At 60.4% G+C, this 12,553-nt stretch carries 12 protein-coding genes; 2 read left to right on the top strand and 10 right to left on the bottom strand.

Annotation, left to right across the window (positions count from 1 at the left end; translation table 11 throughout):
* Window positions 1-72: 72 nt before the first annotated feature.
* Window positions 73-836, top strand: a protein-coding gene (locus tag AXW67_RS41155; protein WP_145927316.1) for an IS5 family transposase whose coding sequence is annotated in 2 segments (ribosomal slippage) — window positions 73-408 and window positions 411-836 — 762 coding nt in all. Because the reading frame shifts where the segments join, the coding sequence is not laid out codon by codon here.
* Between the two features lie 13 nt (window positions 837-849).
* Here the strand turns inward: AXW67_RS41155 and AXW67_RS42925 are convergent.
* From AXW67_RS42925 to leuC, 3 genes are read right to left on the bottom strand one after another with little or no spacing between them, the layout of a single operon-like run.
* Window positions 850-990, bottom strand: a complete 141-nt coding sequence (locus AXW67_RS42925) for a hypothetical protein (protein ID WP_161491320.1) — start codon at window positions 988-990, stop codon at window positions 850-852.
* Complete coding sequence (gene leuD, locus AXW67_RS33280; protein ID WP_063681333.1) at window positions 987-1,628, bottom strand: 3-isopropylmalate dehydratase small subunit; 642 nt, start codon at window positions 1,626-1,628, stop codon at window positions 987-989. Before leuD ends, AXW67_RS42925 begins: the two co-directional genes overlap by 4 nt.
* Complete coding sequence (gene leuC, locus AXW67_RS33275) at window positions 1,625-3,034, bottom strand: 3-isopropylmalate dehydratase large subunit (RefSeq protein WP_145928041.1); 1,410 nt, start codon at window positions 3,032-3,034, stop codon at window positions 1,625-1,627. Before leuC ends, leuD begins: the two co-directional genes overlap by 4 nt.
* Before the next feature lie 196 nt (window positions 3,035-3,230).
* Here leuC and AXW67_RS33270 point away from each other — a divergent pair, with 196 nt between their 5' ends.
* Complete coding sequence (locus AXW67_RS33270) at window positions 3,231-3,944, top strand: IclR family transcriptional regulator (protein WP_245315800.1); 714 nt, start codon at window positions 3,231-3,233, stop codon at window positions 3,942-3,944.
* 264 nt (window positions 3,945-4,208) lie between these two features.
* Here AXW67_RS33270 and AXW67_RS33265 read toward each other — a convergent pair whose 3' ends face one another.
* The 7 genes from AXW67_RS33265 to AXW67_RS33235 form a co-directional block, all read right to left on the bottom strand.
* Window positions 4,209-4,982 carry an SDR family NAD(P)-dependent oxidoreductase gene (locus tag AXW67_RS33265; protein ID WP_161491319.1) on the bottom strand — a complete coding sequence of 258 codons (774 nt, stop codon included), beginning with the start codon at window positions 4,980-4,982 and terminating at the stop codon, window positions 4,209-4,211.
* A gap of 80 nt (window positions 4,983-5,062) precedes the next feature.
* Entirely contained in the window at window positions 5,063-6,292 is a 1,230-nt protein-coding gene (locus AXW67_RS33260) for an ABC transporter substrate-binding protein (RefSeq protein WP_145928038.1), read from the bottom strand.
* 509 nt (window positions 6,293-6,801) lie between these two features.
* A complete protein-coding gene (locus AXW67_RS33255; RefSeq protein ID WP_063681329.1) occupies window positions 6,802-8,025 on the bottom strand; it encodes a cytochrome P450 in 1,224 nt (407 codons plus the stop codon).
* A gap of 18 nt (window positions 8,026-8,043) precedes the next feature.
* Complete coding sequence (locus tag AXW67_RS33250) at window positions 8,044-8,991, bottom strand: PDR/VanB family oxidoreductase (protein ID WP_063681328.1); 948 nt, start codon at window positions 8,989-8,991, stop codon at window positions 8,044-8,046.
* A gap of 407 nt (window positions 8,992-9,398) precedes the next feature.
* The gene (locus tag AXW67_RS33245; protein WP_063681327.1) at window positions 9,399-10,625 is read right to left on the bottom strand and encodes an ABC transporter substrate-binding protein; all 1,227 of its coding nucleotides are present in this window, start codon (window positions 10,623-10,625) and stop codon (window positions 9,399-9,401) included.
* A gap of 44 nt (window positions 10,626-10,669) precedes the next feature.
* Entirely contained in the window at window positions 10,670-11,671 is a 1,002-nt protein-coding gene (locus AXW67_RS33240; protein ID WP_063681326.1) for a branched-chain amino acid ABC transporter permease, read from the bottom strand.
* Between the two features lie 2 nt (window positions 11,672-11,673).
* Complete coding sequence (locus tag AXW67_RS33235; protein WP_063681325.1) at window positions 11,674-12,552, bottom strand: branched-chain amino acid ABC transporter permease; 879 nt, start codon at window positions 12,550-12,552, stop codon at window positions 11,674-11,676.
* Window position 12,553: the final 1 nt, after the last annotated feature.

The raw sequence follows: 12,553 nt of genomic DNA, 5'->3' as shown, positions 1-12,553 counted from the left end.
TAGGCGGTGTGGACTCTAAGGATTCCCTTTTGAGAGCAAATCAGATTCAAGGCTTCTTTTTGGGAGGCGGCCTTGGGTGTGATGGATCGTTTGGTGTTGAGCGACGCGGCCTGGGAGCGCATGGCGCCGCTGATCATAGGCCGGCCCGACCAGAAGGGTTCGACCGGGCGGGACAACCGGATGTTCGTGGAAGGTGTGCTCTGGATCGTGCGTACAGGCTCTCCCTGGCGCGACCTTCCGGAGGCGTTCGGAGACTGGAACAGCGTATTCCGGCGCTTCAGTCGATGGAGCATCAAGGGTGTTTGGTGGCGGATCTTCGAGGCGATGTCTGATGATCCAGACTTCGAATATCTGATCGTCGATTCCACCATCGTCCGGGCGCATCAGCACGCCGCCGGGGCGAAAAAAGGGGGTCTGAAGATCAGGCGCTTGGCCGCTCGCGCGGCGGCCTGAGCACGAAGATACATATGGCCGTTCGCGGCTTGGGGTGTCCTGTACGGTTCACGCTCACCGCAGGCCAGAAGGGCGATGCACCACAGGCCGCCGCATTGATCGAGGGACTGCCGGCCGAGGTCGTCATCGCCGATACAGCCTATGACGCCGATCATTTGCGCCAAGACATCGCCGCCAAAAAGGCGCTCGCCGTCATCCCCAACAACCCGTCACGCGCCCTCAAATATCCGCTCGACAAACATCTCTATGCCCAGCGCCATCTCGTGGAATGCTGCTTCTCCAAACTCAAGCAGTTCCGCCGCGTCGCTACCCGCTTCGAAAAGACCGCCCGAAATTACCGAGCCGTCGTCACTCTCGCTGCCATCGTCCTATGGATGCGATAAGTGTCCACACCGCCTAGTCCCCAACCGTCAGCTTGACCCCAAGCGATCGCTCTTCGGCGACCAGCGCCAGGATGCGCCGGCCCTGCGCGGTCACTTCCGGTCCTATTCCGTCTCCGCCGACGACTGCAATGCTCCGATTGTCAGAACGTGTCACGACTGCACCTCCACAGATTCGTAGATCCACGGCCGGCGCTGGCGATCGCGCGCCTGATAAGCCGCTATAGCTGCTTCGCGTTTGAGAGTGAGACTGAGGTCGTCCGTCTCGAGCCCTTCGAGCAGAGCCTGCCGTCGCAAGGGGGGCGTCTCGAACGAGTATTCCCTGCCGCTTGGAGACACCACGAGTTGGCGCTCAAGATCGACCGTCACCGAGGTCGTTGCAGTGTCCGGCTTCAGTTCGCAGATAATCTCTTCGATTGACGCGCGGGTCAGCACAACCGGCAGCATGCCGTTCTGGAAGCAGTTGTTATAGAAGATCTGGCCAAAACTCGGCGCCAGCACGGCCTTCAGACCCATTCCCATCAGCGCCCATACGGCCCCCTCACGCGAAGATCCGCAGCCGAAATTTGCACCCGCCAGCAGGACTTCCGATTTGCGATAGGGCTCCTGATTGAGAATAAAATCTTGATTCTCAGAACCGTCGGGCAAATAACGAAGAAGTTCGAAACACCAACGCCCCAAGTCCGCGTGCCCCATCAATCCGACGAGCCTCTCGATCCGAATGATGATGTCGGTGTCGATATTGTCATGGAGAAACGGGGCTGCGGGGGCGGTCAGTACGCCAAAGGGCTTCATGTCAATTCCTTAAGCTTCCGGACGTCGGCAATATGGCCAGCAATGGCAGCCGCAGCCGCCATTGCCGGGCTTGCAAGATGAGTGCGCGCCCCCGGCCCTTGACGACCCACAAAGTTGCGGTTTGAGGTCGAGATCGAACGCTGGCCGGCTGGAACGGTCTCGCCGTTGGCCGCAAGACACATTGAGCACCCGGGCTCGCGCCATTCGAAGCCCGCATCCTTGAAGACGCCGTCGAGACCTTCGGCTTCCGCCTGACGCTTGACAGATTCCGAGCCGGGCACAACCCAGGCCCGCACGCTCGATGCCACCTTACGCCCGCGCACTACCTCGGCCGCCGATCGCAGGTCGGAAATACGGCTGTTGGCGCAGGAACCAATGAACACCCAGTCGACAGGCGTACCGATGATCGGCTTGCCGGGCTCAAGCCCCATGTAGTTCAGCGCCGCGACGGCAGCCTCGCGCTTGCCGACATCCGGCAAGGCAGCCAAGTCGGGAATCATGCCGTCAACTGGCAGCACCTGTTCCGGGCTGGTGCCCCAGGTCACATGTGGCGCGACGTTGCCAACTTGGATCTCCACCTCGCGATCAAACTCTGCCTCGTCATCCGAGGGGAGAGTTCGCCAATAGGTGGTCGCACGATCCCAGAGTTCTTCGGCGGGTGAGAATTTGCGCCCCTTCAGATAAGCGAAAGTCTTTTCATCGGGCGCGACCATGCCGATCTTGGCCCCCAGCTCGATCGACAGATTGCAAACCGTCAAGCGCTCTTCGATTCCCATGTTTCGGATGGCACTGCCAGCGTACTCCACGGCGTAGCCGGAGCCTCCGCCGACACCGATCGTTCCAATCAGATGCAGGATCAGATCCTTCGCCGTCACGCCAACAGCCGTGTCGCCCTCGAGGCGGACGCGCATCGTTCTAGGCCGCGACTGCACCAGCGTTTGGGTGGCAAGCACATGAGTGAGCTCCGTCGTCCCGATTCCGAACGCCATGGCGCCGATCCCGCCATGCGTGCAGGTGTGGCTGTCGCCGCAAACGAGGAGCGCGCCTGGCTGCGTCAGCCCCAGCTCGGGCCCAATGACATGGACGATCCCCTGCCCGACTTCACCGACATCGAAGAGGCGTATGCCGGCCGATCGCGTACCCGAGCGTAGGGCCTCCAGAAGACGGATTCCGACTACTGAGGTGAAGGCGCGCCCTCGGGCGCTGGAAATGGCATGGTCAGCGGTTGCGAAGGTCAGCTCGGGATTGCGGATGCGCAGGCCACGTTGTTCGACACTCAGTATTCCTCCCGGTCCTCCAAGGTCGTGAAGAATGTGACGATCGATGTGCAACAGAAAGACATCGTCCCCGAGATCGGCGACAACGTGATCGTCCCATATCTTCTGAAACATAGTACGACCGGGCATCTTTGCTCCCATGCGGATCTGACCCACGATGTCATCGCCAGATCAACCGGGTTGAACTTAGTGCATGTCAGGCGGTTTCATACCTGTTGACAGGGCAAGAGCGCGAAGATCACATATGTAATGTTGAACTCGAACCAGACGTTTTCCAGAAGTGCCACGACCACTCAAACCTCACACCGCACCGATCAAATCCGCCATGCGCACACTTGCGCTGCTGGAGCACTTCCGGCGGACCAAAGCCTCTGCTTCGGCCGCAGAACTCGCCTCCGCGCTCTCAATGCCGCAGTCCAGTACCTCTGTGCTGCTGAAGACCCTCATCTCACTGAACTACCTTGAATACGACAGCGAGACTCGGCGATTTCTGCCCAGCTATCGCGTCGCATTGCTGGGAGACTGGATCCAGAACGCGCGTTTCGGTGACACGCGCATCACCCGTGTCATGGACATGCTTCAGGCCCGTACCGGCGAGGCCATCATGCTCGGGCAACAGGTCGGTGCAGCGATGCAATACCTTCACGTCTTACCCGGAATGCATGCTATCCAGTTCATGGTGAATGCGGGAGAAATCCGGCCGATGTCCCGCACAGCGCTTGGACAGGTTCTTCTGAGCTGCAAGTCCAACAACCAGATCCGCGCGATCGTGCGACGCAACAACGCGGAAGCCCCAAAGGTCTCACCGAACTTCCGCGAAACGGCCTTTATGCAGGAGGTCGAAGCCATCCGCCAGCGCGGCTATTCGGAGACCAAGGGACTCACGACGCCGGGCGTTAGCACGATAGGCATGCTCGTTCCGCCATTGGGAAAGCACAGCTTGCTTGCGATCGGTGTCGGTGGTCCGATCGAGCGCATCGATCCCAAGCGACTCCAAATCATCGACGCCATGCGGCGCTGGCTCGGGAATATATCCTAGAGCGCCGCGCGCCAACCGACTCGCCGGCCAATCACATATGTAATAGTTGATCCAGGCCGTCCCCTTCGCTTTGTGCCAGGCTGACGGCGGAGCTCGAGAGCAGCCGAATGTCGGTGGCCGCGGCAGAGTGAGAATCGATCCGATATCGCAGCCGACGTGCCAAAACGCCAGCATCAGACGTGGCCCGGTCTTCGCCTCGCGAGGCGGCGCCATTTCGCGGCAATGGCAAGGCGCAGTCCCGCCTCTGGACGACAATTGGCTGCTTTACACCTCGACCGACCGGTTCACCATAGGGCCGCTCTTGCACGTTTTGCCCCCGTCGACCGGCAAGTTGACTCCGGTGATGTACAAGGCTTCGTCCGATGCAAGGAACAATCCCGCATAGGCGACGTCGATCGGGTATCCGGTCCGTGCGAGGGCCGGCGTGTCATTGAATTGGGCGCGAAGGCGGGCGTCGGTTTCATAGCGCGGCCGGAGAGTCTCCGTCAGGATGGGCCCAGGTGCGATGGAGTTCACCCGGATCCAATGCAGCGCGCCTTCCGTGGCGAGTTGCCTTGTCAGCGCGATCACACCGCCCTTGCCGGCCGCATGCGCGGACGCACCGGTCCCCTCGCCCCCGAGCATTCCGGCAACCGACGCAATATTGATGATCGAACCACCTTGTTGAGCGACCATATGAGGCCAAACCGCCTTGGTGGGGAAGAAGACGACGTCCAGTTCGAGGCGCAGCGTATCCTGCCATTGCCGTGCCGTCATTTCCGAGAACGGCGCCATCCGCACGCTGGCTCCATTGTTGTAGAGCACATCCACACGAGCGCACTTGCGGACCGCCTCGGCGACCCATCCTTTGGTTTGCTCCTCGGATGAGGCATCCACTGTCGCGACATCGATTGACAGGCCTCGTTCCGACGCCAGGCGCGCCGTCTCGTCCAGCCCTGCCGGGTTGACATCGCTCCCGAACACCTTAGCACCGGCCTCCGCGAACAGAAGCGACACTATTTGACCCATTCCGGCGCCCGCACCGGTGATCAAAGCCACCTTATCCTTCAGCCGGCCGGCGCAAGGACCTCGACTTCCCCTCGACTCTGGCGCAGTCACACTCATGCGCTTCTCCCAGACTATTTTTGGACGTCGCCAGAAATGATGTCGCCGACCGGCTCCCATCCTTCCCCGTTGAGGCGCGTCATTTGCATCTGACTGACAGGCGTGTAGTTGGTGGGCGAGGTGTTCATTTTTATACCCGGTAACAGCACCTCGCTGCGAAACTCTTTCAGGTTCGTTGCCTGCCTCATCACGTTTTCACGCGTGAGGTTGTCACCGCACTGCTTCAGCACCTGGATCAGCATTTGCGCCAGGCCATAGCCGATCAAGGTGTTGGAATCCCGCCTGTCGCCCTCTGGGAACGCCTTCGTTAGGAATTCATTGTAGGCCTTCATGCCAGGATCGTTATCCCAACGCTTGTCCTCGGGATCCTTTGCAATGGTTGCCGAGACGATGCCCTGAGCGTTCTCAAGTCCTGCCGGCTTGATCACGCCGCCCAACGACCTGGAGAAGCTTGCGATAATATGCAAGGGCCGCCAATCGAAGGCTGCGATCCTCTTGATAGCCTGGGCGGCAAATTTCGGCGACGCCAAGTCAATCAACGTGTCTGCGCCGGACGCCTTGAGCTTTGCGATATGGGTATCGATCGTGGGCTCAGTGACATCGAAGCTCTCTTCCGCCACGATCATGGCACTGGCCTTGTCGCCAAGAGCTTCCTTCAAACCCTTGAGATAGTCCTTACCGCCGTCGTCATTCTGGTAGAGTACGCCGATCTTGGCCTGCGGCTTCTCTTTCAGAAGGTACTTGGCATGGACGCTCGCCTCGAGCCGATATGTGGGCAACCAACCCATCGTGGTCCAAGGAAAGTTCTGAGGGTCCGCAAATCTTGAAGCACCTGAGAACACGAATAGCTGCGGGACTTTCCTCGCGTTAAGGTATTTCTGTATGGCCGCGTTCGAGGGTGTGCCAAACGGCGAGAACATAAACAGGACCTCGTCCCCCTCAATGAGCTTTCGCGCCTGCTCCACGGCTTTCGGCGGACTATAAGCATCGTCATAGCTGATAAAATTGATCTTGCGGCCGCCGATCCCGCCAGCTTCATTGATCACCGCTAAGTATGCCGCCTCCGCCCGACCGATGACGCCGGCGACTGACGCCGCTCCGGAATAGGGCATGATGTTGCCGATCTTGATTTCAGTGTCCGTCGCGCCGGTGTCGTATTTCTTTTGCGCGCTAGCAGATGTCGCCGCGATCACCAAGGCCACTGACGCGGACGCTATGCGCGCCGTTCGCGAGATGAGAATCATCCGTTTTTGCTCCCGCATGTTCTAATGGAAGGGCATTCAAAGCTGAGCCGAGCCAGACCTTAGTGCTTGCGAAGCAGTTTCCTACGGCCTCCGCAGCGCAAAAGCTAAACATCACATATGTAATTAGGGTCTCGAGGCCGGCGAGTTTACCTCGCCGATCTGCCGGCGCGCGTCGTTCATGATGGCGCTATGCCGCGTCGAGATCGTCGCGATCCGTCGTCAAGGTCTACGACGGCGCGTCGCGTTCTCTCGGCGCGAGCGGTGTGGTGTCCTGGAGCTCGTCGAAGAGACCACCCAGGGCTCGTTCCATAGTCCGAGCTGCCTAAAGTTCGTGGCCGATACTCGATGCGCCAGCAAATAAAAGGCGGCGGGCAGCAGGCTGAAGCCGGCTACCCGCCGCAGGTGCCCCGGGAGGAAGGGGCCACGAGTCGACTGCGAAGTCCCAATCGGGCATCGGGCGCGGCTGCCGGAACAGCTCGATGCGATCGGCGTTATTGCCACGCGGCCCTTTACGCCGCGATAAGGCGCACGGGCAGCGTCTTCCATCCCTTCAATGTGTTGTTCAGATGCGGCTTCGGCTCACCTGCGGGTTCAATACGAGCAACCCGTCGCGCGAGTTCGTGCAGGACGACCTCCGCTTCCTGCCGTGCAACATGCTGGCCGACGCAATGATGGATCCCCATTCCGAACCCGACGTGACCTGACGGGTCGCGATTTAGATCGAAGTGGTCAGGATTGTCCCAGCGTCGCGGGTCGCGGTTCGCCGCGCCGAGGAACATCAGTATCTTTTCACCCTCGGGTATCTTCGTGTCGGCTACAATGACGTCGCGGGTAGCCGTGCGGAAGAATGTCTGCACTGGCGATGCCCACCGAATGGCTTCATCGAACGCGACTCGCGCACGCTTCGGCTCCGCGCGCAGGACCTGCCATTGTTGGGGCGCGGACAAAAATGCGTCGATGATTGCGCCAAGCGCATGTATGGTCGTGTCCAGTCCAGCGATGAGCAGGGACCTGATGACTCCCCCCGCCTGTTCCGCCGTGAGATCGCCCTCATCGGTCTTCGCCCAGATGCTAGCCCCCAGACCGTCGGGACGAAGCGACTCGCGGGTGCCCTGCTTGCCCATCCACCCGACCAACTCGGTGAAAGCCTTCCTGCCCTTCTCGACTAGCGCGTTGTTGGGTCCAAAGGAGTTGAAGTTGTGGTCCGAATAGACCAGCAGGTTCTCACGCCCCTCCTCCGGTATGCCCATCGCTTCGGGGAATACTTTCAAGGGGAACGCCTCCGCAAGATCGGATACCGCGTCTATTACCTCGCGCTTCAGGAGTTCGTCGACCACGATTTCCGCAGTGCGCGCCCAATCATCCCTGAACCGCGTCAGCATGCGCGGACCGAGCGCCTGTTCGAGCGCGTGCCGAGGTGCATCGTGGATCGGGGGATCGAGTTCGAGAATCGCGCTGGGCGGACGACGGTACGGTGTCTCGCTGCGGGGGTTGAACAGTCCAACGCCGTTGCCGGACTCGAAACCCTGCCAATTGACCAGCGCCGCGCGCACTTCGTCATAACGGCCCATTGCGTAGACGTTGTGGCTGGGCAGGTAGGCGACGGGTCCCGCCTCGCGGAGCGAGTGCTGGAATTCGAACGGGCTGGTCAGCACCGCGTCGCTGAACGGGTCGCCGGCAAGGACGGGCGGTTCGCGCCCAAAGGTCGGGATTGCTTGACTCGATGACGGCATTCCAGTCCTCCTTGGACCTCAGAGATCGATGACGAGCCGGTCCGAGGCCGACCTTGAAACACAGGGGTAGAACGAGTTGTTGCGCTCGCGCTCCGCATCACTCAGGATCGAGTCCCGATGATCGGGAACCCCACGAAGAACTGCGGTCTCGCAGGTACCGCACAGCCCCTCACGGCAGGATGCAAGCAGAGGCGTGCCAGCTTCGAGTATGGCATCGAGCACGCATTCACCCGGCTGGAGGTTCAGCACCTTCCCGCTGCGTGCGAGTTCAACCTTGTAGGCGGTGGAGCGAACCGGCGCCGGTTGTACTTTCGCGGAGAAACGCTCCCTTCGGAGCGAACCGGGCGGGAGAACGGTGCATATCTGCTCGAGCGCATCGATCATCGATGTCGGCCCGCAGCAATAAACTTTGGCTCCTGGCGGCAAGCTTGAGACAGCGGCAGCAAGATCAGGACGGTCCTGCTTATCTCGGGAACAGATCGCAATTCGATCAGCGTGCGCACGCAGCCGGTCAAGGTATGCCATCCACGAAAGCCGCCGGCCGATGTATAGCAGCGTCCACGGGATCTCCATCATAGCTGCTTGCTCGAGCATGGGGAGCAGCGGCGTGATGCCAATTCCTCCGGCCACGAAGAGGTAGTGAGCCGCAGGGACGAGCCTGAAGTTATTGCGTGGTCCACCTACCTGCACTAGGTCGCCGACGCACAACTCCTGGTGGATGTACTGAGATCCGCCGCGGCTGTCCGGCTCCAACAGCACGGCAATCTCGTATGACATCGCATCCCAGCGATTGCCGCAAAGCGAGAACTGACGGGTCAGGCCGTTTGGGAGGTTCAGGTCGATATGTGCGCCGGGTGCCCAGTCCGGGAGGCGTACGCCACGTGGATCAACTAAGCGCAGTCGACAGATTCCCTCGGCAATTAGCTCCTTCTCTTCCACGCGTAGAGCTGAGCGACCACCGTTCATAGCGCCGCTCCTAAGGGGATGAATACGCGAGCGTCAATGCACACGCTTGAATTTCGGCTCTGGGCAAGGATCCGCCGGTGAAAACCCATGGCAAAGCGTACCCTTGGATGTACCAAGAGAATGCTCTCTACGATTGCCGATGCGCCCTGATCGGCGCCGCCGCTTGGAAACACTATCTCCTCCAACCTATTCTAGTTCTTATTGTCAATTGAGCTTAGTCTTGTGCGGTCCTTCGAAAAATGCGCGCAGCGCAATTGACTGTTTCCTGATCTGAATGAATGAGCCGCCCCCTGGCCTCAATCCGGCTAGGCCATGAAACTCGAGTCCATGCAGTTAAAGGTTTGCACAGACCCGAGACTTGACGAGCACCGCAGGGCTCCTGCCCGGATCACTGACCAGGACGCATGCTATTCGCGCTGAGCGTCTCTGCTGAGAAGGCCGCCAAAAAGCTCCCATTTCTCACCCTTGAAACGTTGCATCCGGAGCTGAGTGATCGGAGCATAAGAGGTCGAGCTCGTGTTGATCTTCACTCCGGGCAGCAGCGTGTCGGGTGCATAGTCCCTCAGACTCGCCGCCTGCTTCATGACATTGGCGCGCGTGAGATCGTCACCACACATTTCGAGAACCTTGACCAGCGTCTGAGATACCCCATAACCGTGGATGATGCCCCCATCGGTCTTGTCGGCACCCGGCATGTACTTGTCCAGGAACTCGTACACCCGTTTCATTCCCGGATCGTCGTTCCATTGCGGATCGGCGCCGTCCTTGGCGTAGGCCGCGGACAGCACGCCCTGCGCATTCTCGAAGCCGGCTGGCTTCATCACGCTGCTAACGAAAGATGCTCCGTTATTGATGATCTGGAGCGGTTTCCAGCCGAGCTCAGCCGTTCTCTTGATGGCTTGCGCGCCGGACTTGATCGTCGCAAAAATCATCAGCACGTCGGGATTGGCCGCCTTGAGCTTGATAATGTGCGAGTCGATCGATGGCTCGGATACCTCATAGCTCTCCTCCATCATGATCATGGACGAGGCCTTGGCACCGAGTCCGTCCTTGACGCCCCTCAGGTACTCCTTTCCAAAATCATCGTTTTGATAGAGAATCCCGATCTTGGCGTCCGGCTTCTCTTTCATCAGCCATTTTGCATAGATTTGAGCCTCGGTCTGGAAGTCCAATAGAAAACCCATGGTCCAGGGGAAGTTATTCGGATCGTCCCACTTTTTGGCGCCGCTTGCGACAAAGAGTTGCGGGACCTTTTTGGAATTGAGATATTTCTGGATTGCCGAGTTAGTTGGGGTGCCTATCGAACTAAATACGAGTAACACTTCGTCACTCTCGACGAGCTTGCGAACCTGTTCGACTGTCTTGGGCGGCGAGTAGCCGTCGTCATAGCTGATGAACTTGATCTTCCGACCGTTGATGCCCCCCTTGTCGTTGATCATCTTGAAAAACGCTTCTTCGGTTCTCCCGATCACACCGTAAGACGATGCAGGACCGCTATAGGGCGACGTATTGCCGATTCTGATTTCGGTATCGGTTGCGCCGGCGTCATACTTCTTTTGGGCAAGTGCTGCGCCCGAGGCGAATACGGTGATCGCCACCGCGAGAAGGGCGGGCCGTAGTGTCTTTGCAATCATTTCTCTTGGCTCCTTACTTGGGTTTGCGTCTGTATTTTTGTTCTTTACGATTCGCTCTTGCCGGCGATCGCGACCTGCCTTGCGCCATGGGGCACGAGGTAGATGACGAGGAACAGGAGTACGCCGAATACCGCGCCGGACAGGCCCTTGGAGATGCCCTCCGCGATGTTGGGCACGAAGATGATGAAGGCCGCGCCGACGAACGAGCCGGGCAGCCAGCCGACGCCGCCGACCACCATGCCGAGGAACAGCGAGATCGCGAGCGTGATGGTGTAGCTGTCGGGGGCCACGAACTGCACCGCGATGGCGCCGAGCGAGCCGGCGATACCGGTGATCGCCGCGGACACGCCGAAGGCCAGTGTCTTGTAGAGCGCGACGTTGACGCCCATGGCGGAGGCCGGGATCTCGTTGTCTCGGATCGCCATGAAGGCGCGGCCCGAGCGGGAGCGCAAGAGGTTCACCGAGAAGATGTAGATCGCGATCGTCACGACGAGCGTGAAGTAGTACAGCCACATGTCCTGCGACATCGGCAGGCCGAACGGCGCGTCGGGCTTGGTGACGACGAGGCCCTGCACGCCGCCGGTCCAGTGCTCGAGGAAGTTCAGCTTCAGCAACTGCGGCATGGCGGTCGCGAGCGCGAAGGTCGCGAGCGCCAGATAGACGCCGGAGAGCCGCAGCGCGGGCTGTCCGAACAGGAATCCGAAGCCGAAGCAGACCACGCCTGCGATGGGCAAAGTCAGCGCATAGTTGATGTTGAAGTGCTCCATCAGCACCGCCGTCGTGTAGGCGCCGACCGCGTAGAACGCGCTCTGGCCGAGCGAGAATTGGCCCGAGCCGCCGGTCAGGATGTTCAGCGCCAGCACGGCGAGCCCGTAGATCAGGAGCATCGTCATCTGGAAGATGATGAAGTTCTTGACGAAGACGGGTGCGATCACCAGCGCGGCGAGCACCACCAGCGAGGTGCCGGTGCCCAGCGTCATGGCCCGCTTCGGAACGGCCTCGACCGCCTGGTGGCCTTCTGCAACGACTTCTTCTGCAGCGCTCATGATCAAACTCGCTTGACGATGTGCCGGCCGAACAGGCCAGCGGGTTTGACGACCAGGACGGAGATGATCAGCGCAAGCGCGATCGGGAGTTTCAGCTCGTTGCCGACGCCGGGAATGTAGGTGCCGGCGAGGTTCTCGAAGATGCCGACCAGGAAGCCGCCGACCACGCCGCCGAACGGGCTGGTGAGACCGCCGAGCACTGCCGCGGCAAAGCCGTAGATCAGGACGCCGCCCATCATGTTGGGCTCGAGGAACACGACCGGCGCGATCAGCATGCCGGCGATCGAGCCGATCGCCGAGGCCATGCCCCAGCCCAGCGCGATCATCCAGCTTGTGTTGATGCCGACGAGGCGCGCCGATTCAGGCACCGAGGCGGCCGCGCGCATCGCAAGGCCGATGCGGGTGTACTGGAAGAAGAAGTAGAGGCCGAGCAGCAGCAGCACGGTGACGCCGATCATGCCGGCCTGGTGGGTCGAGATCAGCTGGCTGCCCAGGAACGGCGCGGAGCCGAACGGGGTCGGGTACTGCTTGATGGTGAAGTCCCAGATCAGCCCGGCCGAGGAGTTGATGATCGCGAACAGCGCGATGAAGCCGGCGACGTTGGTCAGCACCGGCGCCTTGGCGAGCGGCTTGAACAGGATGCGCTCGATCGCGATGCCGCCGATGAAGGAGAACACCAGCGTGATCACGAACGCGCCCCAATAGGGTATGCCCCACTGCATCAGCTGCCACGAGATGAAGGTCGAGAACATCGCCATCTCGCCCTGCGCGAAGTTGAGATGGTCGATGGCCTGGTAGATCATGACCACGGCGAGCGCCATGCAGGCGTAGATCGCGCCCGTGGCGATGCCGGCCAGGACCTGGTTGGTGAACAGCTCCATT

It is taken from the genome of Bradyrhizobium neotropicale (assembly GCF_001641695.1).
In the GTDB taxonomy this organism is placed as follows: Bacteria; Pseudomonadota; Alphaproteobacteria; order Rhizobiales; family Xanthobacteraceae; genus Bradyrhizobium; species Bradyrhizobium neotropicale.
The sequence above is the reverse complement of the archived record's forward strand: the minus strand, read 5'-3'. Positions and strand labels throughout refer to the sequence as shown.